A 21,837-nucleotide genomic window follows, 5' to 3' on the forward strand; every position below is an offset into this window, starting at 1 on the left:
GCCGTGCCTGGCCTTGCAGGTTCACTCTTTCAGAAACAACCCCTTCGCTGTCACCGGGTCGATCCTGCTTCTGTAGATCTTCACCACCTCCGCGCCCGTTGCCGCCTGGGCCATCTGCGTATTAAGCCCCACAAAACGTTGCGTTACTGTTTTCAGGTGAGCCGCTACGTACTGACCGTCCTCTACGTCAATGCTTGCGTAGTGGAAATGGGCATACCACAGCGCAGCACCTCCCGTGTCTTCGATCACATATTCCTGCACGAAATCCTTGCTCTTACCCTGCCCTTTGAGCATCGCACGGCTGCCTAGACGGCGGACGGTTGCCTCGCCTTGTTCTACGAGATAACGCACTCGTGCAGCGGTCGGTAGTGCCGTCTTGGTCAGGCGTATGCGTAAACGTCGCCCTTGCGCAGTGAGCCTTGAGGCCATGTCTCGCAGGTCATGCACCTTGTGCTCAGCGCTGGCATAGCCTGGCCCCGCCACATCGGTGTCGTTGATACGCGTCAGGGCCCGTTCGACACGCTCTGCCGTATCGAGCAAGTCCCTTGCCGAGCCGCACATCAATTCCTCCAGCTCCACCGGAATACGCGTTACCTGAGCCAACCGAGGCGCCTGCTCCAATTGTCTGGCCGCGTTTTCCAAGCGCCTATCTGCCTCGCCTATCAAATGATCCACATCAAACCTGCTGGCGGAGGCTCGGTCAGGTTCAGGTCGTGGCACCGCTTCCTGTACCCAGTCTCCACGCTCCGGGTCCAGGGAGAATCGCGCTACGACTGTCTCACCCAGCGGCGAGACGACCTCCGCCACTTCTCGTACAGGCCGTTCTGCCACCTTACGAACCCTGGCCATCAGGGGGCCTCGATTGCGCGTGCGGATCATCCGCTGCCCTGAGTCAGTGGATCCACTGCTGGCGGACGTACCTGCAGCTGCTTTGGAGCGCGGACCTGCGGACGGCCTTACCAGGTTGCCCAAACGAGATTCCGCCTGCTCCCTTAGTATGCCTAGCTGTTGCACCAATTCATCCATGGCGGGCGTGACGTATTCCGGGCGCAGGGTTTGCTTGAGCCATTGCAGAGTGTCTTCGGCCGACTGATAGGTGGTGATAACGCCGTCCAGCAACTCTCCCTCTTGAGTTTCTCCCAGCGCCAGGTCTCGTACAAGGGCCTTGTGGGTATTTAGCCCAAGGGTCAAGGGCTGAAGGGCGTTATGAACCTCGTCCCGAACTGCATGATCCAGCAGCATGGGCTCCTCGATCAGGCTCATTTGAATGTACGCCCTCAGTACCTGGTACTCGACTTGACTACGGAAGGTAGTGAATTTGGGTTTGAATTGCTCCAGCAAACGGGCGCCAAACACCGGTATTTCCTCCAGGCGCCTCAAACGTTCTTCAAGCCGGTCACGCCACTGCCCTGCGACTGCAGCGCCCTGTGCCTGCTCATGCAGAAATACGAACCAGTGTCGTGCCTGTTCCAGATTCATCCCTTCGCTGCCCTGCGCCCGCAAGGACACCGCGTCGTTGGCTCGCAAGCTGTCCACGAACGCCTCGCGGGTGAGGCTTAGGTAATAGGCACACAGGTTAATCTCTGCGGCCAATGACGTACTCAGGTGCTTAGGGTAATCCGGTAACGCGATTTTTTTACCGATGGCCTCGTACTCGGTACGCAGGCGGACGCTGGCGTGGAAGGCCTCCTCCAGCCGCTGTTGCTCTATCACTCGACGCGCTTTCGCCGCCGGCAGGTCATTGGCAGTGAGTGCTTCGTTGATCACTCGCTCCCCTTCCACCCCCAACCTGCGTGCTTGCGCATAGCCTTGCTGGATCTCCATCAGGTATTGATCAGCCTTGGCGCGCAATTGCTCGTTGAGGGCTCGCTGCTGCTCGATGCGACGCTTAGGGCCGCCGCCTCGCAACCGCAAGCGCAAGTCCAACTGCCACTGCCCCTGTTCATCACGCTGCAGCCACGGCCCTACTGCCTCTTTGCTGGCGGTGTCCAACACCCTGGCCTCACCATCACCTGGGGCTACCTCAAAGAGGAAACCGTCTACCCGCGCGATCCAGCGTTGCCCATCCAGGATTAACCCTTTGAATACCCCAACGGGGACTTCAGCAGGCAGCTCAGCAGGTGCCGACACTTCCAGCGCCTGCAAGCGTTGGCGCATCTCCGGCGTAAGAACGGCCTGGGGCGCTGACCAGGTCGACTCCAACACAGACACGCTTGGAGCGGGCAGCGACTGTGGCTCTGTGGGCCCCGTATGGGGAGCGCTAACGCCTGCCTCGCCTATCGATCTGTTGATTCCCTCCGTTAACAACGCCAGCGCCAGGTCTACGATCAGATCACTGCTATCGAACGGGCTCAACGCTTCGGACGGCCCTACGCTGTTGAAGTGTTCATCCAATGAGTGGGCCAGTTGAACGAGCCAACCCGCCGTAGCAGTGGGTCCGTTGAAGAGCGGCAGGACTTGATTGAACACCAGCCAGCCCAACTGGCGCGCCGACAGCCAAAAGCTTTCCTGGTTGGATACGGTTTGACGGTCCGCTGCCAGCAAGAGCCCTTCTACTACGCCCTCATAAAAGGCATCCAGCGGGCGGCCTGTCACGGCTACCGGGGCTAACCGAGCGGGCTGTAAAGACGGCGACGGCGCGAACTCACTGCCCAAACCGAAACGTAACCAGTGGGGCGCGCGCAGCCCCCCGTGGCGATAACGCACTTGAGCAGTGTCGCTTAGCCAGGCGATAACGGCGTGCTGCAGGGCAGGCTCATCAATAATGGCCTGCATCAATCGGGCAGGATTAGGGAATTGCCGTAACGGCACAGGACCTAGCGGTGAATACAAGACCACCGTGTCGCTGTCCTCAGGCGCAGAAATAACGAACATGCCCACTACGACATCCGGTGCCGCCCCCGCTGTTGCCTCCAAGGCCAAGCGGTCGACGGTTGGCATCCCTGGGCCATCAGGTCCGTCAAAGACGCGCTGAACCAATCCAATCCCCCGCTCATCGAGGCTCGCGTCACGGAGTTTGGCCTCTAGCGCCAACAGGGGCACTTGCGCCGATGCCATTGCCCCGAAAGCGGCTCGACGCCGCTGACCTTCTGTGCCTACCGAGAATGCCTGGTGCAGCAACGCCAGGTAGCGACTGCCCACATTTATCTGCTTGACCAAGGCCAGTACGCTCTCGTCATCCAGCCAGGCAGGAAGGGTCTTGCCCGCACGTGGGCCTACCTTGATCCAGCCTGCTGGGCGCCCTCCGGTGTTAAGCAGGCTAAGGTCAACCAACCCTAACACCTGCTGGTCATACGTCACCGCGCCACCGCCTCCTGCAATGCTTAACAGGCCGTCATCGGCCCGGGAAAACACCGTGATCTGCACGTCGTCCAGGTCCGTCAGCAGGGCGTGTGGGTGATCCAGCGCGATCTGTTTTTTCAACTCATCACGGGCGTACGATTCAACGGTAGGGATGCCCGACAGAAACGCCACTTCTCGGGTGAGCTGGCGCGCCTGTACCACACGTTGTAAACCCAGGCCGTAGCGTAATTGGTCGGTACTGCTGGCATGTCCTAACCACAGCGGAAGCCGCTCACGAATGGCCTGTGTATGCAACCGCCGGCCCGCGCGATCAAGCAGCAAGGCGATGGGAAACGCGTTAATGGCTGCAATGAAGCTAGCAACACTTGCAGGTTTGGCTTTAAAGGCTGCCGCAACCCCCCGCTGATGTGAGAGATAGTCTTCCAGCGCCGCTTGCGCCCAGGCGCTGAAAACAGTCAGGCCAACCTGATCGCTGTCCGAGGAAGGCGATGAGGGCTCTGGCAGCGCCTCAGCCACCTCGCGGGTAAACGCGGCAAGGCTACTAAAACGCCTCCATCCGCGCTGAACGTCATACAGCAGCCACACCGGTCGAGCGGTACTGCCCTCTACCAGCAACAACGGCAACGGCCCGTCTTCAGCACGCAGCACTCTGGGCCGTGGTGAGGGTGTTATAGGTGCATGTGGCTGCTCAAGGGGCGTCAACGCCAACTGCGTATTCACCAGCACCACATCATCGGCGCTCAGCACACCGTCTGCGCTAGCGGTGTGTAGTGCATAGGAGACCAGTGCCTGGACATGCGCCGCCAACCACGCCCATGGGCTCTGACCGCTGGCATCAGGTTCACTCCAGAAGCTGGCCAGCCGCTCACACCAGGCGTCAATCAATACGCTGCCCGCCAGATCAATCTCTTCGGCCACAACGGTCAGGTCTGCCGTCAAACGGCGAGGGTATTCACTTCCGCTTTGATCGGTCAGAAAATACGTGTCAGCAGAAAGGGAGAGCGGTGTGTCACTCAAATAACGTTGGCAGACGGCATTGACCAACGTCTGCTCAGCATAGCCGTTGAAAATCTCCTGGCCGCTTTCCACCCCCCAGACACTATGACCCAGGGCTAGCTGTTCGAAGACTACAGGTTCTGTGATTGCGTGGCTCAAGGGAGGCCGCAGAAGGCCGTGAATCACGTCAGCCACGCTAGGCCGGCCCGCCATACGCTGCGCCGCTGGGCCGAGGGACGCGTGAGTAGGTAACGTTGAAGTAGTCAAGGTGGGGCTCCTTAGGTAACGGAGCCCCAGTCTCGGCTACACCCGAGCGTGGAGGTGGTATCGGTCTACCACATTTCTTGCCCGATCAAGGCAGCGATAGGAACAGCGTATTGGCAAGCTTGGGGTCGATCTGGCTGCGATAAATACTGACCACTTCCTGATTGCTAAGCGCCTGCTGTAACTGGCGCTGGTAGCCGTCAAAGCGCTGAGTCACCGTTTTCAAATGCGCCGCTGTGTAATCAGCCGGAGCGGCCGCAGCAGTGTCATAGTGAAAATGCGCATACCAGAGGGGGTGCCCCTGGTTATCAGCAATTTCATACTCCTGAATGAAATCGCGGCGCCCTCCCCGTTGTGTGGCTCGCTCTCCCAACCGACGAATGCTCACTTCTCCTGCCTCCAGCAAAAACTGCACTCGTCCGGCAGTAGGCATCAAGCTTTTACTCAGCTCGATTCGTGCTGCAGTGCCTACGTGTTTAGCCTCAACTGCCTTCTGCCGTAATTGTTGCGCCTTCACCTCTGCAGAACCATGCTCCTCCGTCACAGCATCAGTGGCATTCATACGGGTTAACGCACGCTCAATCTGATCGGCCAGATCCTCCAATTGACGGGCGCGAACATGGTAGATGTCTTCGATATCCACCGGTATACGGGTCGCCTGCTTGAGCCGATTGGCGCCATCGAGTTCACGCTGCGCCGCAGCGATCGCCTGCTCGGCGTCTCGGATAAGGGCGTTAAGTCTCCGATCAGTCGGTGGGGTGGGTGACCTTGGCTTGATTTGCAAACGCTCCCATGCGTCCTGCAGGCCGCCTCTGCGCCAGCTTGCCAGCACACGCCCGTTGCCGAGCACTTCAGCCACCTGGCCTGACCCATCACCGGCATTACGCACGTGGGCCATCACCCATTCGCCGTCTGCGGTCTGGATCAACTGAGGTCCGGAGGTATCCTCTACCCCACCTTCACTTGGGCCCTGAATGGGGAAAGAGCCTCCCGCATTAGGTTTCTTACCGGGTTTTTTCTTAGGCTTTTTAGCCGGCTTGCTGCCAGAACGGGCTACGGCAGCAGCCCGCTGTTCGGAAGTGGCCGCGTCGCTGTGTTGGGCGCGTATCAGCGCACCCATGCGCTGTTCGGCATCCTCGCGCAACAAAGCCGTTACCGCCTCGAAACGCTGCAGCGCCGCTGGCGGGTACTCCGGCGAGAGGGTTTGGGTCAGCGCACGCGCGGCATCTTCACCGCGCTGGTAGTTTGAGATTGCCGTATCGAACACGCTCAAGCGTTGCCCGTTGGTCAGGCTCGGATCGGATGTAGCCTCGGCATGGGAAGCGGAATGAACCAGCACCGGGTCCAACTTCTCGTACATCTCCTCTGCTTGAGCTGACAGCTCTCGTAGCGGCTCAAGGGCCTGAGACAACCGGCAGTACGCGAGCGACGACCATAATTCGGGTAAGTTGACCGACAGCGACACACTGCTTGCGTTGTCTGCCAATGCCTTCTTGCCAATACCCGGAAACACTTCAATGCTTTCGATCACCCGGTAATGGTCTTCAACGCCGACGACCGTGCGCTCGACCAAGCCTTCAAATTTATTCAAAAATCCTTGCCACTCCTCAGGGTTGGCGGAGGTGATCCGATCAAACTCTTCAGGGCTCTGGTTAATCAGCGCCGACGCCCCAATGGATTCCCGGGTAAGCTCCACAAGGTTCTCTATCAGAGACTTGCCGACGTTGAGCAGGCGTGTTAGCAACAACACTTGGCGCTCAGCAAAATTAGCTAAGGGCGTTGCCGCATGGATGACCGCATAACGCTCTATCATCTCGGTGCACTCCTTATAACCGCGGCTCAAGACGTCATCTAACGCCTCCCGGCCCGCCACGCGCTCCTCAAGGCTAGACGAAGCCTGTTCCAACGCCGTGCCTAGGGTATTGGCTCGATCACGCAGTTCTTCGAACGCCGGCACCACTTGGTTGTAAATCTGTTCCGCTTGGGCGCGATCTTGCTGATTTTTTGCCTGGCGTAACGCAATCCTACGCTTGGGCCCACCACCTAGCAGCCGTAGTCGCAGATCCAGCGTCCACTGCCCTGTTTCATCGCGGCGTAGATACGGGCCGGGTTGACTGTCAGGGCCAACAATACGGGGCGCGTCATCCTGAAGATTGACGGCGTAGAAGTGCTCCTGCCACTGGACCAGCAACTGGTTGTCATACAGGTACAGCCCTTTGGTTGGGCCATGCGGGATAGGGGCCGAGAGCTGTGGTGGGCGCCGTACCCGCAGCCCGGCAAGCGTGTGCTGCTGGCGAGGGTTCATCATCAGGTTAGGGCTGCTCCAGTCAAGATCCAGCGCCCTAGGTTTGGCCAATGCCTGTCGCTCTTCGACCACCGCTTCAGCCAGCGCAGGCGCCATGGCAGGTATTCCTGGCTCAGCAGGGGGCGGTACTTGGTTTGTCAAATAAGAGGGAAGCTCTTCGGCTCCGGGCTGGCCGACCTCTCCCAAGCCTTCATTCTCAGACGCATCTATCGGTGTCTCAGCCTCAATAGGCCAGTGCACTTCCTCACTGATCAGCAACAGTACAATGCTGAACAACAGGTCGTTGCGTGCGTCTCGTGCGCCCACTCCTGGCGTGTTTCTGGCCTTAAGGAATTCCGCGAATTGGGCGCTAAGCTGAATCAGCCAGCCTACGGTAGACAGCGGCCCGTTGAACACCGGTAATACAACGTTGAACAGCGTCCATGACAACTTGCCCAGTGCGATCCAGTTGTCTTCTGAATTAGATACCGTGCGGCGTTCGGCCATTTCAATGATTGCCTCTACCACCCCCCGGTACAGGGTACTCAATACGGGTGCCTTGAGCGGTGTAAGTACAGGCCGAGCGAGGCCTGGCCGCCACAGGGGTGCAAACTCATCCCCTTGGCCAAAGCGCGTGACACGCGGTTCACGCCATCCCCCATTGCTATAACGCGCACGCCCTACCGCCGTCATCCAACGCAACGCTTCATCTTGCACCTCCCCCGGTGCCAGCACATCGTCCCATAGTGCATCGAGGGAACCGTATTGCCGCAGTTGCTCCGAGTGAAGGGGGCGGTAGAGCACGCAAAGCCCGGTGGGTTGATCTTCGCGAACAAATACATAAGTGGCCGCGATCGTATCTACCCCGTAACCCTCCCCGGCGGTAACCCCCAGCGCCATCAAACGCGTTGTATCTTCCACGGGGCGGGCCCCTACCCCGGCTTGTACCAGCTTGAAGCCTTCACGGTCCAGGGTGCCAGTGCCTTTGAGCACCAACTCCCAGGCAAGGAGGGGCAGTTGCTTGATGACTTGAGTGCAGAACAGTGCGGCACGTTCCGAGGCTTCATCCCCTTCCAACAAGTGGGTGCGTAACAACCGGGGGTAGGTTGCGCCTATATCAACGGCGCGGATGAGGGCTTTCAGCGCATCTCCGTCCAGCCAGGCAGGCAATACAGTACCTGGCTTGGCCTCCACCTTGAGCCACCCGAGGGCTTGGGAGGACAGGTTGCCCAGGGCCAGCTCCAGTACATCCACCGGGTGTTCATGAAGCTCCGGCTCCCAAGGCCCCCCGGCAATCTCGATCAGGTTCTGCGCTACATACACCGTGGACGCGCTTATGTTTTCCGGCTCCAGCGCTGGGCCTTCTGGGTGCGCCTTGGCAGCTTCTTCACGCAGCCGTTTCAGCGCATACCCTTCCAGGCTAGGGATCCCTTCCAGAAACCAACTGCGCCCAGCCAGCGGTTCCGTGATAACGGCCTCTGCCAGCTTGAGCGCGAACTGCCAGCGGTCACTGGTCGATGCGCGTCGTAACCAGTGGGGCAAGCGAAGCTGCAGCCAATTGTTGGCGCCAACCTGCACCTGCGCGTCCAGCAGGAAAAATCCGGTCAGGGCTTCGCTGGCCGCTTTCAGCGTCTCGCCCACTAGCCGGTCTTTCGGGCGCGGTAGGGACGCCGCAAACCGGTCTAGCTGAATCAACTGGGTTTGCAACAGGGTTCTAGCCAAGGCAACGAATACATCGCCCTCTATACGAAGGCGGCGCACGCTCGGTGAAGTAAACACTAGGCTATTATCCGGGCGCCGGCTGAAGTCATCCATCAACGCCTGTGAGGACGTAAAAAAACGCACGCCTTCGCCGGGTGAAAAGGCGATAAAGCGCTCTGAATGCACATCGCTCAAGCTTAACAGCAGGTGTGGGTCAAGCTTTGCATCGAAGGGCACCGCCTGGCCGGCCTGCTCTAACTGCACTAATGTCACCAGCACCCTCGCGCCGGACGGCGTGATGATGTCGTCGCCCGTCACGGGCCGCGCAGCTACTTGCAGGGCCGCCAGATACGCTTCTGCGGGGAGCCTGTTGGACACGTGCGCAGCATCCAGGGCTTGTACGAACGCTCTACACAGGTAATCCGCCATCCAGGCCCAGTGAGTCTGGCCATGGATGTCCGTATGGCTCCAAAACTGCGACAGCGCTTGGGCAAACGCGTACTCCAGCGAACCCTTCACCGCATCGAGCGCTTGGGCGAGTTGCTCCAGGTCTAGCGCTAAGGGTACCCACTGCTCCCCTTCGCGTTGCAGCGCAAACTGATAACCCTTGACGATAGTCAATATGCCGTCACGCGCGGACAGGTCAATGAGCAAGTCAGGCAGCGCCAGATGTTCGATTTCTCCCGTGGGTGACACTTCGGGCGGCCAACCCAGCGCAATGTCGTTCGGATTGAGCGTCAGTGGCGGCTCAAGCTGCGCCAGCGCTTGCGCTACTAACTGAGCGGCAACAGACCTGAGAGTGGGTTTTTGCTTGAATCGCTTGATGGCTTCCCCAGCGAGAGGCGCGTAATCGGCGACGCTGGCAATGAAATTTTCCGGCAGGGACATAACAGCTTCCTTTAATAAGAAAGCGTCATACAAACCTGCTTGCGATCAACGCGTGCGTTAATCACATACCGCTTCGCTTAACGCCCCTACTTAAGTGCAATCTCTCCTACACTCCAGAAAGCCACAGGCCGCTGTTTTGAGGCGTTAGAAATCCGAAACTTCTCAAGCCTGCCTGGGTCCATTTCACAGTGAGCGGTATGTGCCTGACAGTGCCCCACTCACCCACCCCCAGGAGCGTTGTACACCACGACGGCAGCGTCGCGGAACCGGCCAAACACTAGCCGTGGGGTCGGATAAAAAAACCAGATCCGCCGAGAGTTATTTACGCTATGGGAGAGAAGTTGATGATCAGTGCCGCTGTCGAAACACACGGAGAACGTTTCAACAAGCAAGTCAGCGAGGTACCCTCGCTTCCAGCGGTCACCTCGGTAGGCAAGGCGCTGCAACCGGACCACACGGCGAACCCAAATCGCAAGAAAGTGCTGTTCGTGACGTCTGAAATGGCTGACCTCATCAAGGCCGGGGGCCTGGGTGATGTATCAGCAGCGTTGCCAAGGGCCATGAGCCACTTGCATGACGTGCGTATTCTGATCCCGGGCTACCCCCAAGTACTAGACAGCGACAACCCTATTCATATCGTGGGCGAGCTCAATGGCTACGCCGCGCTTCCGCCCTGCAAGGTAGGCCGGATGGACACCGCCGATGGGCTGGTGATCTATGTACTGATCTGCCCTGAGTTGTATGAGCGCGACGGCAACCCCTACGGTGCCGTGAACGGTCGTGACTGGCCAGACAACCATATTCGTTTCGCACGCCTGGGCATGGCTGCCTGTGACATTGCGGCAGGCCATGGCATGGTGCACTGGAAGCCGGACTTGGTGCACGCACACGACTGGCCGAGCGGCCTGGCACCAGCCTATATGCGCTGGCGCAACGTGAAAGTGCCCACCCTGTTCACCATTCACAACCTGGCGTACCTGGGTATCACCAGCCTGGCATCCTGCCCTGAGTTGGGCATCCCCGAGCACGCGTTGCAACAGGACGGTATGGAATTTTACGGCAAACTGTCGTTCCTCAAGGCTGGCATGGCGTATTCAAGCCATATCACCACGGTGAGTGAAACCTATGCGCGGGAAATCACCACCCCTGATTTTGGTTGCGGGCTGGACGGCTTTCTCACCAGCAAAGCCAAGCGCGGGCAGCTTAGCGGCATCCCTAACGGTATCGATGAAAGCTGGGACTCAGCCACTGATTCGCACCTGGTTTGCCCGTTCGGCCTGAATGACTGGGACGGCAAAGCCGTCAACGCAGAGCACGTGCGCAAGCTGTTTGAACTCGAGCCTTCCACCGGCCCACTGTTTGCCGTGGTATCACGCCTTGTGTATCAAAAAGGCTTGGACCTGACCGAGGGCGTGACTGACTACATCGTTCAAAACGGTGGCCAGATCGCAATTATCGGTCGAGGCGAGCCTGAAGAAGAGCAAGCCATGCGCGACCTCGCCAAACGCTACCCTGGGCAGGTATCGGCTCGCATTGGCTTCAATGAGACCGATGCCCGTCGCATGTTCGCCGGCAGTGACTTTTTGCTGATGCCATCGCGCTACGAGCCGTGCGGCCTCAGCCAGATGTACGCGCAGCGTTTTGGTTCACTGCCCGTAGCCCGCAGAACCGGTGGGTTGGCCGACACCATCGAAGATGGCGTGACTGGCTTTTTGTTCGACGAGCCGTCCGTCGAGGCCTATGAATCCGCCCTGCGCCGTGCGTTCTATGCCTTCAATCAACCTGATTTGCTCAACGCCATGCGCTGTCGCGCCATGACGCAGCCCTTTAACTGGTCGCAAGCTGTGGAACCCTACGCGGCGCTTTATACCAAGCTGGTAAATCGTGCTCAGGGCCGAGGCGGGCGACACTACTGATCGAGGAAGTGCCCTTAATGGCTGACCTGCAACCTGAGACCTTGACCCACGGGGCTATCCGTGTGGGTGGCGACCTGACCCGCTTCGCCCTCTGGGCCCCTGACGCCGCTGCGGTAAATGTGGTGTTCGATGACGCGGAGCGGCTACCAATGACCGCCCAACCCGAAGGCTGGTATGTGGCCGAAAGCGATTGTAGCCCCGGCACGGCCTACCGTTACGAGATCGACGGCGACCAACAGGTCCCCGACCCTGCTTCCCGGGCCCAGCAGAGCGATGTGCATTCTGCCAGCGTCGTACTGGACCACCAGGCCTACCAGTGGCGTCACGCACAGTGGCAAGGGCGCCCTTGGCACGAAGCAGTCATCTATGAAGTGCACGTGGGGCTGATGGGCGGGTTCGAAGGGGTCAGCAAGCAGCTTCCCCGCTTGGCTGCCCTGGGCATTACCGCAATCGAATTGATGCCTATCGCTGAATTCCCTGGCGACCGTAACTGGGGCTACGACGGTGTACTTCCTTACGCACCCGAGCACGCTTACGGCACGCCAGACCAGCTCAAAGCGATGATCGACACCGCTCATGAACATGGGCTGATGGTGATTCTGGACGTGGTGTATAACCACTTTGGGCCGGATGGTAATTTCCTGAATAGCTACGCCAAGGGGTTCTTCCGCGAAGACCAACACACACCATGGGGCGCAGCGATCGATTTCAGGCGCCCACAGGTGCGCGAGTTCTTCATTGGTAACGCGCTGATGTGGCTGCTCGACTACCGCTTCGACGGCCTGCGCTTCGACGCGGTGCATGCTATCGAAGACCCTGACTTCCTCAAGGAAATGGCTCGCCGTATTCGCCAGGCGGTACCGGCCGGGCGCCATGTGTGGTTGAACCTTGAGAACGAGCACAACGAAGCGCACCTGCTTCAACAAGGCTACGACGCTCAATGGAACGATGACGGCCATAACGCCTTACACGTGCTGCTGACCGGCGAAACCGAAGCCTATTACGAAGATTATGCTCAGGACACCACCGAAAAACTGGCACGGTGCCTGGGTGAAGGGTTCGTCTACCAAGGACACACTAACCGTCACGGCGTAGCGCGTGGCGAACCTAGTGGTCATTTGAACCCGACGTCATTTGTACTGTTCTTGCAGAACCACGACCAGATCGGCAACCGGGCGTTTGGCGAGCGTCTTTCCCAGCTCGCGCCTGAAGCCGCGCTTCGTGCTGCCACGACACTATTGCTGGCGTCGCCCATGATTCCCTTGATGTTCATGGGTGATGAGTGGGCGTCGTCTGACCCCTTCCAATTCTTCACCAGCTTCCACGGTGAATTAGCCGAAGCGGTACGCAACGGCCGCCGCTCGGAATTCAAGGCCTTTAGCGCCTTCCAGGACCCCGAGCGTCGCGCCAAGATCCCAGATCCGAACGCGGTCTCTACGTTCGACTCTTCCCGGCCTGCATTCGAGGATTTCGAAAAGCATCAGCACGGGCCGTGGGTAGAACTGTACGTGAGCCTATTGAGCCTGCGCCGACGCGACCTGTTTGATCGGTTGCCGGGAAGCCGCTCCCTGGGTGTCACCCTACTGGGTGACAAAGCTGTCTCTGCCCGCTGGAAACTGGGCGATGGCTCGACTTGGCAGATTGACCTTAACCTGAGTGACGCACCTGTCAGCGCTGCGCTGCCGTTCGAACGCCACTGGCTGTTTGACAGCCGGGGGGTAGAGGCTCGTTTCGATCAACCTGGCATGCTGCCCGCCTACACAGCACTGGTTAGCCTGATCCCCCTAGATCCTCTTGAGGTGCTGGCATGAGTGACCGCGCGCTCGAAGCGCTTGCGAGCAAAGTCGGCATCGCCGTCGAATGGAAAGATGCAAGCAACCAGCCACAGCGCGTCTCTACAGGCGTGCTGGCGGATGTTTTAAATGCCTTGGGCTACCCCGCCAGTACAGATGAAGAGATTAGCCAAAGCGTTAAGACGCTCGACGAGCACACCAACCAGCGTGAGTTGCCACCGTTGCTTACTGCGGACGTCCAGCAGCCGCTGGACCTTAGCGCGTGGCTCACCGCCGGCGATCCCTGCACGTTAGTGCTTGAGGACGGCAGTACCCTGGAGCTAGCGCTGGATGACCGCGCCCAGCTACCCGGCACACTCCCAGTGGGTTACCACCAGGTACAGGCAGGCACACAGCAGTTCACCGTGGCTGTGGCACCAAAGCGTTGCTTCAACGTGGCGGACGCCTTGGAAGTGAACGCGCCAAGGGCCTGGGGCCTTGGGGTGCAGCTGTATTCATTGCGCCGCCAGGGCGATGGCGGATTTGGCGATACGCTGGCACTTGAGTCACTGGCCAGGGCCGCCGGTGAGCGTGGCGCCGATACCCTTGCCATCAGCCCGATGCACGCCATGTTCAGCAGCGATACCACCCGCTATAGCCCCTACTCCCCATCCAGCAGGTTGTTCCTGAACAACCTTTACTCTGCGCCAAGCGCGGTATTGGGCGAGCAGGCGGTAGCGGCAGCGATTGAGCGCGCCAACCTGGGCTCGACCCTGCACGAGCTGGAACAGCTGGATCTGGTGGATTGGCCACGGGCCGCGAATGCCAAGCTCACACTCCTGCGCACGCTGCATGAAGATTTCACTAAGGCCGCGCACCCCCTGAGTGAAGACTTCGCCAGCTTCCGGCAACAAGGCGGCCAGGCCCTGGCAGACCATTGCTGCTTCGAAGCGCTACAGGCGCGGGCTACGCGTCGAGGCGAGTCGCAGGACTGGCGTGAATGGGCAGAGGCTTGGCGTAACCCGCGCAGTGCAGAGGTAACAGCCTTCGCCACCGAACATGCAGCGGACGTTGAGTTTTATGCCTTTGGTCAATGGCTGATTGCCCGCTGCCTTGAGCGTGCCCAGACGGCCGCGAAAAGCAGCGGCATGCGCATTGGCCTAATTGCGGATCTGGCCGTAGGCGCTGATGGTTCAGGTAGCCAGGCGTGGAGTCGCCAGGATGAATTGCTGGCAGCGGTTACCGTAGGCGCGCCACCAGACATCCTCAACCGAGCAGGTCAAAGCTGGGGGATCTCAGCATTCTCCCCCCAGGGGTTAAAGCGTCATGGCTTCCGCGCGTTTATTGAGATGTTGCGTGCCAACTTCGCTCATGCAGGGGGCTTGCGCATTGACCACGTGTTGGGGCTTAACCGCCTGTGGGTCATTCCACAAGGCAAAAAGCCCACCGAGGGTGCCTATCTGCAGTTCCCCTTTGACGACCTCCTGAGGTTGCTGGCGCTGGAGTCTCATCGTCACAAGGCAATCGTACTGGGCGAAGACTTGGGAACCGTTCCAGACGGTCTGCGCGAAAAACTAGCCGCCCGTGACATGCTGGGCATGCGCGTGCTGCTGTTCGAGCAAAACGGCCCTGGGCAGTTCAAGCCCCTCATGGAGTGGCCAGACAACGCACTTGCTACCACCAGTACGCATGACCTGCCGCCGCTCAAGGGGTGGTGGAACACCAATGAGATCGATTGGAGCCGCCGCCTGGGGTTGATCGACGAAAAGACCGAACAGGATTGGCGCGCGACCCGCAGCGCTGACAAAGAGGGCTTGCTGCGCGTATTGCGCAACGACCCACAGAACTTCAGCGATGAGCACCAGGATCCAGAGGTGGCTGATCGCATGGTGGACGCCAGCGTGCGCTTCATCGGCCACACCCGCGCGCCGTTGGCGCTTCTGCCCATTGAAGACGCACTGGGGCGGATAGAACAGCCGAACTTTCCGGGCACCATTGATGAGCACCCCAATTGGCGCCGCCGCCTTAGCGGTACAGGCGCCCCATTGCTTGACCAGCCCGACCCTGCGCGGCGCCTGGAACTCCTTGCTGTAGCCCGCCGCCAAGCTCATGAGCGTGATCGATGAAACCATTTACATCCAGCATTCGCCTGCAGTTCCACAAAGACTTCACCCTTGACCATGCCGTGGCCCTAGTTCCGTACTTCGAGCGCCTGGGCATCAGCCATGTGTATGCCTCACCGATCCTCACGGCCCGCGCAGGTTCGATGCACGGTTATGACGTGGTCGACCCTACCCGTATCAACCCTGAACTGGGTGGCGAGCCTGCCCTGCGCCGCTTGGTTTCAGCGCTGCGTGAGCGTGGCATGGGGATGATCCTCGACATCGTCTCTAACCATATGGCAGTAGGTGGCGCAAGCAACCCTTGGTGGCTGGACCTGCTGGAATGGGGGCGTCGCAGCCCCTATGCCACGTTCTTCGACATCCAGTGGCACTCGCCCGACCCGTTGATGGAAGGCCAGCTGCTGATTCCATTCTTGGGTAGCGACTACGGTAGCGCCCTGGAAAAAGGCGAAATACCGCTGCGTTTCGATGCCGAAACCGGCAGTTTCTTCGTCGAGCACTACGAGCACCGCTTCCCTATCTGCCCGCCTGATTACGCCAATATTCTGAGCATCGCAGTGGACAACCGCCTTGAGGCGCTAGGTGAACAGTTCGGGGCGCTGGCCCACGATGCGGACGCCTATGCCCAGGCACCTGCGCTGCGTCAGGCGCTCGCAGACCTCGCCGCTGAAGGCGGTGCGTTCCGTGCGCTGGAAACTGTACTCAAGCTCTACGACTCCACCACACCTGAAGGGTTTGAACGCCTGCACCGGTTGCTGGAGCGCCAACATTACCGCCTCGCAAGCTGGCGCACGGCGGCTGACGACATCAACTGGCGGCGCTTCTTCGACATTAACGAGCTGGGCGGCCTACGGGTAGAACGCAGTGACGTGTTCGAAGCCACCCACGCCAAGATTTTCCAGTTGGTTGAAGAAGGGCTCATCGACGGGTTGCGCATCGACCATGTAGACGGCCTGGCCAACCCCCGTGCGTATTGCCGCAGGCTGCGTCGCCGCGTAGAGCGCTTGCTGCCCAGCCGCCCTGCGGATGCAGCGGTAGAGCATTTCCCGATTTTCGTGGAGAAAATCCTCGGCAACGGCGAGCAGCTACATAAAGACTGGCAAGTGGACGGCACCACCGGCTACGAGTTCATGAACCAGGTATCGCTCCTGCAACACGACCCTCGAGGTGCGCAGCCCTTGAGCGACCTGTGGGTCAAGCTCAGTGGGCGCACGCCGGACTTCATGGAAGAAGTGCGTGCCGGCCGACAGTTCGTGCTGCATGGCACGCTGGCGGGCGATTTCGAGTCCACGGCCCAAGCGTTCCTGAAGGTAGCGCGCAGCGATCTGATGAGCCGCGACTTTACCTTGGGTAGCATCCGTCGCGCCCTCGAAGCCTTGATCGTGCATTACACGGTGTACCGCACCTACATCACCCCCTGCGGGCGACCCGCCGAAGACGAGCCGTTCTTCCAGACTGCAGTCGAGGGCGCGCGCGCCAGCCTCAATGAAGGCGACTGGCCTGTGCTGGCCTTCCTGGTACGTTGGCTGGGCGGCGAACACTGGCGCAGCCTGCCGGTAGGGCGTCGGCGCCAGGCCTTGCGTCATGCCTGTGTGCGGTTCCAGCAGTTGACTTCGCCAACCGCAGCCAAGGCGATGGAGGACACAGCGTTCTACCGCAGCGCCATGCTGCTGTCGCGTAACGATGTGGGCTTCGACCCTGAGGTGTTCAGCGCACCGCCGCAGGCCTTCCATGAGGCCTGTCAGGCCCGTGCTCAGGCCTTCCCACGCAACCTGTTGACCACAGCTACCCACGACCATAAGCGAGGCGAAGACACCCGCGCCAGGCTTGCCGTCATCAGTGAGCGCGCGACCTGGTACACGGCGTTGGTCAATCACTGGCAGGCTATGGCCAGCAGTCTACGTGGCGAGTATGCCGAAGCGCCTGCGCCCACCGGTGGCGATGAAGCCATGTTGTATCAGGCGCTGCTGGGTAGCTGGCCGCTGGACCTGGCTGCCGATGACCTGCCAGCGCTCAAAGCCTACAGTGAGCGTATGTGGCAATGGCAGGAAAAGGCACTGCGCGAAGCCAAGCTGATTAGCAGCTGGAGCGCGCCAAACGAGGCTTACGAAAAAGCCTGCAAGGCGTTTCTTGACCAACTGCTGACCTCCGATCAGACGCTGGCGCTGCGCCAGTCAATCGTGGCAGCGGTACACGTGCTGTCTCCTGCAGGTGCGCTCAATAGCCTGGTGCAGGCTACCTTGAGAACCACCTCTCCAGGCATTCCGGACCTCTACCAGGGTACCGAGTTCTGGGACTTCAGCCTCGTCGACCCGGATAACCGCCGGCCTGTGGACTACACTGCCCGAAGCGAAGCGCTGGCAACGAACGAATCAGCGCCTCAGCTTCTTAAGCACTGGCGTGACGGGCGCGTGAAGCAGGCATTGATCAGCGCCATCCTCAAGGCGCGGGCCAAGGACCCTGCTCTGTTTCTGGAGGGCGAGTACCTGCCCCTGGAAACAGGCGGAGAACACGGGCACCGGCTGATTGCCTTTGCGCGCCACTATCAGGGCCGCTATGCAGTGATCGTAGCGCCTCGTATTTGTAGCGACCTGTTAAATGAAGGCGAACCCTCAATTGCGGCTGAAAAATGGGGAGACACCTACGTAAAACTGCCTGATGGTGTCGGGCCGCTTGAATTTAGGGGACTTTTTGAAACGCAGGCGGTCACATTGGACAAGGACTTGCGGATAAGCGATGCGCTAAAGGCGTTTCCCGTCAATCTCTATCTACAAAGTGACTCGTGATCAGGAGCATGGATATGAGCGTAAGCGATAAGCGCGTTGAAGAGTTTGCCTACTACATCTGGGAGTCCGAAGGGCGCCCAGACGGCCAGGCCCATCGTCATTGGGAAATGGCAATGAAGCTGGCGGACGCCGAAGACAAGGCACCTGCCAAGTTGCCGAAGAAGGCGCCGAAAAAGCCTACCGACAGCGGCGAAGAGGCCTCAGCCAAACCTTCCGCGTCATCGACCAAGCCCAAGGCCTCAAAGCCTGCAGCCAAGACGGCAAGCTCGGCCGGTGCAAAACCTGCACCCGTCAAGGCCGCGCCAAAGGCGGCAGCCGAGAAAAAGCCGCGAGCGTCTAAGAAACCTGCAGCACACTAGCAGTACCGCCCCAGGGCGCTATCCCTGGGGCCCTATTCGTGCCCCGACCCTGCCCAGTGGTCGTTCGGGCTGAACTTAGAACCGGCCTTACCGCCTTTAGATACCTCCTCCTCTTTATTAGCGTTTTATACGTGAAGGACGCCCCATGAGCCGGCAAACGACCTCTCAACCCGCTGACCAAGCCACGCCTGCCAGCACCTTTGCATCTCCCGTCGATGAGTCACGCATCCGTGAAGGTTTGCCGTTCCCCCTGGGCGCGACCTGGGACGGACTGGGCGTGAACTTCGCACTGTTCTCGGCCAACGCCACCAAGGTTGAGCTGTGTCTGTTCGAATTCGACGAGGAAAATGACGTACACAAGGAAGTGGCGCGTATCGAACTGCCCGAGTACACCGACGAGGTGTATCACGGCTACCTGCCTGATGCGCACCCTGGCTTGATCTACGGTTATCGCGTGTATGGCCCGTATGAGCCTGAGAATGGCCATCGCTTCAACCACAACAAGCTGCTGATCGACCCTTATGCCAAACAACTGGTAGGCGAGCTGCGCTGGTCTGAAGCGCTGTTCGGTTACATACTGGGCGACCCTGATGGTGACCTAAGCTTCGACGAGCGCGATAGCGCGCCCTTCGTGCCCAAATGTAAAGTGGTCGACCCCGCCTACACCTGGGGCCAAGACCAGCCTGTACGAGTGCCGTGGGACAAGACTGTTATCTACGAGGCCCACGTACGCGGCCTGACCATGCGTCACCCTTCGGTCTCCGAGCCTCTGCGAGGCACCTTCGCCGGCCTGGGCAACCCAGATGTGCTTGAACACCTCAAAAAGCTGGGTGTGACCTCTGTTGAGCTGTTGCCTATTCATGGGTTCGTCAACGATCAGCACTTGCTGGACAAAGGCCTGAACAACTATTGGGGCTACAACTCCATTGCCTTTTTCGCGCCCCATGCCCGTTACCTGGCCAGCGGCAAGATCGCAGAGTTCAAGGAGATGGTCGCGCACCTACACGAAGTCGGCCTGGAAGTGATCCTGGACGTGGTCTACAACCACACTGCAGAAGGCAATGAACAGGGCCCTACCCTGTCCATGCGCGGTATCGACAACGCCTCGTACTACCGTCTGATGCCGGACAACAAGCGCTACTACATCAATGATTCGGGCACCGGTAACACGCTGGACCTGAGCCACCCGTGCGTGCTGCAGATGGTCACCGACTCCCTGCGCTATTGGGCAACGGAAATGCACGTGGACGGCTTCCGCTTTGACCTGGCAACCATCCTTGGGCGCTACCATGACGGTTTCAGCGAGCGTCATAGCTTCTTGGTCGCTTGCCGTCAGGACCCGGTGCTGCGCTCGGTCAAGCTGATCGCAGAGCCATGGGACTGCGGCCCAGGCGGCTATCAGGTGGGTGGTTTCCCGCCCGGTTGGGCAGAGTGGAACGACCGTTATCGCGACACTGTACGTTCGTTCTGGAAAGGCGACGACGGTAAGCTGGGCGAGTTCTCGGCACGCATGACAGGCTCTGGCGAGATGTTCAATCAGCGCGGCCGTCGGCCTTTCAGCTCGGTGAATTTCATCACCGCGCACGATGGCTTCACCCTGCGCGACCTGGTCTCGTACAACGAGAAGCACAACGAAAAAAACGACGAGAACAACCAGGACGGCACCAGCAACAACATGTCGTGGAACCACGGCGTTGAAGGCGCCACGGATGACCGCAACATCATGGAGCTGCGCCTGCGCCAGATGCGCAACTTCTTCGCCACCCTGCTGTTCTCGCAAGGCACGCCGATGATCGTGGCAGGGGACGAATTCGCCCGCACGCAGGGTGGTAACAATAATGCGTATTGCCAGGACAGCGAGATTGGCTGGGTCAACTGGGACCTGGACGAAGACGGCAAGCAGTTGATGAAGTTCGTGCGCCGCCTCACCAAGCTGCGCTCGACCTACCCCATGCTGCGCCGCAATCGCTTCCTGGTAGGCACGTACAACGAAGACATCGGCGTAAAAGACGTGACCTGGCTGGATGCACAAGCCAACGAGATGACGTCTGAGCAGTGGGAAGATGGCAACGGTCGCGCCCTGGGCATGTTGCTCGATGGCCGTGCGCAACCGACCGGTATCCGCAAGCGCGGCGATGACGCTACCTTGCTGATCATCGTTAACGCCCACCATGATGTGGTCAACTTCGTACTGCCTGAGGTGCCTCAAGGGCGTCACTGGAACTGCCTGGTGGACACCAACCGCCCCATGCTGCGTGACCACGAAGCGCTGGAGTTTGGCAGCGAGTTCATGGTAACGGGCCGTTCCTTCCTGCTGTTCGAACTGCACCGCGAAGACGACGAGTAACACACCCTGGCAGCGTGGCGAAAGCCGCGCTGCTACCCCCTCCCTAGCCGCCTGGCTTACCCCGTCACATACCCACCCCGTAGCCACCTGGCTTGCCCCTTCACATACCCATCCTGTAGCAGCCTGGCTTGCCAGCGACAGTGAGCCACGTAATACCCAGCGCGAGCACGCACGCTGCTACACCTCTTTCTGCTTTTGCGTATCATGGAACCGCGTTTACAAAGCCCAGTCTGACCCTATGAATCCATCTGTATCCAGGAGCGACCGTGCACGCCGAACCTGCCGAGAATGCAAGCAACCCGCATGAAGGCGCAACAGGCGACCCTGAGGTCCATCGCATTCGGATGCTCACCGTCAATACCCATAAAGGCTTCACTGCCTTTAACCGCCGCTTCATCCTCCCCGAACTCCGCGAGGCGGTGCGTAGCACCAGCGCTGATATCGTGTTCCTGCAAGAAGTACTGGGTGGGCACGACCGCCACGCCTCCCGCTTCGCCAATTGGCCAGAAGTTTCCCAGTATGAATTCCTGGCCGACAGCATGTGGCCTGAGTTCGCCTATGGCCGCAATGCCGTGTACCCCGACGGTCACCACGGCAACGCACTGCTCTCCAAGTACCCCATTCTGCATTACCGCAACCTGGACGTTTCCATCACAGGGCCCGAGCGCCGTGGCTTCCTGCACTGCGTATTGCAAGTGCCGGGGCATGAGAAAGGCGTCCATGCAATCTGCGTGCACTTGTCGCTCATGGAGCACCACCGTCAGCAGCAACTGGAGCTTCTGCGTCAGTTGCTTGAGTCCCTACCACCGGAAGCACCGGTCATCATTGCCGGGGACTTCAACGACTGGCAGTTAAAAGGTAACGCGACCCTTGCCCGGTGCGGTTACCTGCACGAAGCGTTTGAGCACAACCTGGGGCGCCTGCCCAAGACGTACCCGGCGCGCTTCCCGCTGCTGTGCCTAGACCGGGTCTATCTACGTAACGCCACCAGCCACGACCCCCGCATTCTGGGCACAAAACCCTGGACGCACCTGTCCGACCACCTACCGCTGGCGGTGGAAGTTCACCTGTAGAAAAGGGGGGCTAGCGAGGTTCAAG

The 21,837-nt window shown here is 59.8% G+C and carries 9 protein-coding genes; 7 read left to right on the forward strand and 2 right to left on the reverse strand.

What is annotated here, in order from left to right; genetic code table 11:
* Nucleotides 1-21: 21 nt before the first annotated feature.
* Both AC4LE2_RS12330 and AC4LE2_RS12335 read right to left on the reverse strand, forming a co-directional pair.
* Nucleotides 22-4,566 carry a dermonecrotic toxin domain-containing protein gene (locus tag AC4LE2_RS12330; RefSeq protein WP_491826035.1) on the reverse strand — a complete coding sequence of 1,515 codons (4,545 nt, stop codon included), beginning with the start codon at nucleotides 4,564-4,566 and terminating at the stop codon, nucleotides 22-24.
* A gap of 85 nt (nucleotides 4,567-4,651) precedes the next feature.
* Nucleotides 4,652-9,436 carry a dermonecrotic toxin domain-containing protein gene (locus tag AC4LE2_RS12335; RefSeq protein ID WP_491826036.1) on the reverse strand — a complete coding sequence of 1,595 codons (4,785 nt, stop codon included), beginning with the start codon at nucleotides 9,434-9,436 and terminating at the stop codon, nucleotides 4,652-4,654.
* Nucleotides 9,437-9,780: 344 nt separating this feature from the next.
* Between AC4LE2_RS12335 and glgA the strand changes: the two genes are divergently transcribed.
* The 7 genes from glgA to AC4LE2_RS12370 all read left to right on the forward strand — a co-directional run bounded on the left by glgA (nucleotide 9,781) and on the right by AC4LE2_RS12370 (nucleotide 21,812).
* A complete protein-coding gene (gene glgA / locus AC4LE2_RS12340; RefSeq protein WP_491826037.1) occupies nucleotides 9,781-11,352 on the forward strand; it encodes a glycogen synthase GlgA in 1,572 nt (523 codons plus the stop codon).
* An 8-nt stretch (nucleotides 11,353-11,360) separates the two neighbouring features.
* Nucleotides 11,361-13,163: a malto-oligosyltrehalose trehalohydrolase gene (gene treZ, locus AC4LE2_RS12345; RefSeq protein WP_491826038.1), complete on the forward strand. Its 1,803-nt coding sequence runs from the start codon at nucleotides 11,361-11,363 to the stop codon at nucleotides 13,161-13,163.
* The gene (gene malQ / locus AC4LE2_RS12350; RefSeq protein WP_491826039.1) at nucleotides 13,160-15,250 is read left to right on the forward strand and encodes a 4-alpha-glucanotransferase; all 2,091 of its coding nucleotides are present in this window, start codon (nucleotides 13,160-13,162) and stop codon (nucleotides 15,248-15,250) included. Before treZ ends, malQ begins: the two co-directional genes overlap by 4 nt.
* Complete coding sequence (locus tag AC4LE2_RS12355; protein ID WP_491826040.1) at nucleotides 15,247-18,033, forward strand: malto-oligosyltrehalose synthase; 2,787 nt, start codon at nucleotides 15,247-15,249, stop codon at nucleotides 18,031-18,033. The genes malQ and AC4LE2_RS12355 overlap by 4 nt, the downstream gene beginning before the upstream one ends.
* Before the next feature lie 14 nt (nucleotides 18,034-18,047).
* On the forward strand, nucleotides 18,048-18,392 hold the full coding sequence (locus AC4LE2_RS12360) for a DUF2934 domain-containing protein (protein WP_491826041.1): 345 nt from the start codon (nucleotides 18,048-18,050) through the stop codon (nucleotides 18,390-18,392).
* Between the two features lie 145 nt (nucleotides 18,393-18,537).
* Nucleotides 18,538-20,739, forward strand: a complete 2,202-nt coding sequence (glgX, locus tag AC4LE2_RS12365; RefSeq protein WP_491826042.1) for a glycogen debranching protein GlgX — start codon at nucleotides 18,538-18,540, stop codon at nucleotides 20,737-20,739.
* 344 nt (nucleotides 20,740-21,083) lie between these two features.
* Nucleotides 21,084-21,812: an endonuclease/exonuclease/phosphatase family protein gene (locus tag AC4LE2_RS12370; protein WP_491828123.1), complete on the forward strand. Its 729-nt coding sequence runs from the start codon at nucleotides 21,084-21,086 to the stop codon at nucleotides 21,810-21,812.
* Nucleotides 21,813-21,837: the final 25 nt, after the last annotated feature.

The organism is Pseudomonas sp. 9.3L (genome assembly GCF_058536285.1).

What these genes read in the sequence shown, in the direction of transcription:
- AC4LE2_RS12335 (WP_491826036.1), bottom strand. Translation starts at nt 9,436, where the DNA reads ATGTCCCTGCCGGAAAATTTCATTGCCAGCGTCGCCGATTACGCGCCT.
- glgA (WP_491826037.1), top strand. Translation starts at nt 9,781, where the DNA reads ATGATCAGTGCCGCTGTCGAAACACACGGAGAACGTTTCAACAAGCAA.
- malQ (WP_491826039.1), top strand. Translation starts at nt 13,160, where the DNA reads ATGAGTGACCGCGCGCTCGAAGCGCTTGCGAGCAAAGTCGGCATCGCC.
- AC4LE2_RS12355 (WP_491826040.1), top strand. Translation starts at nt 15,247, where the DNA reads ATGAAACCATTTACATCCAGCATTCGCCTGCAGTTCCACAAAGACTTC.
- AC4LE2_RS12360 (WP_491826041.1), top strand. Translation starts at nt 18,048, where the DNA reads ATGAGCGTAAGCGATAAGCGCGTTGAAGAGTTTGCCTACTACATCTGG.
- glgX (WP_491826042.1), top strand. Translation starts at nt 18,538, where the DNA reads ATGAGCCGGCAAACGACCTCTCAACCCGCTGACCAAGCCACGCCTGCC.
- AC4LE2_RS12370 (WP_491828123.1), top strand. Translation starts at nt 21,084, where the DNA reads ATGCTCACCGTCAATACCCATAAAGGCTTCACTGCCTTTAACCGCCGC.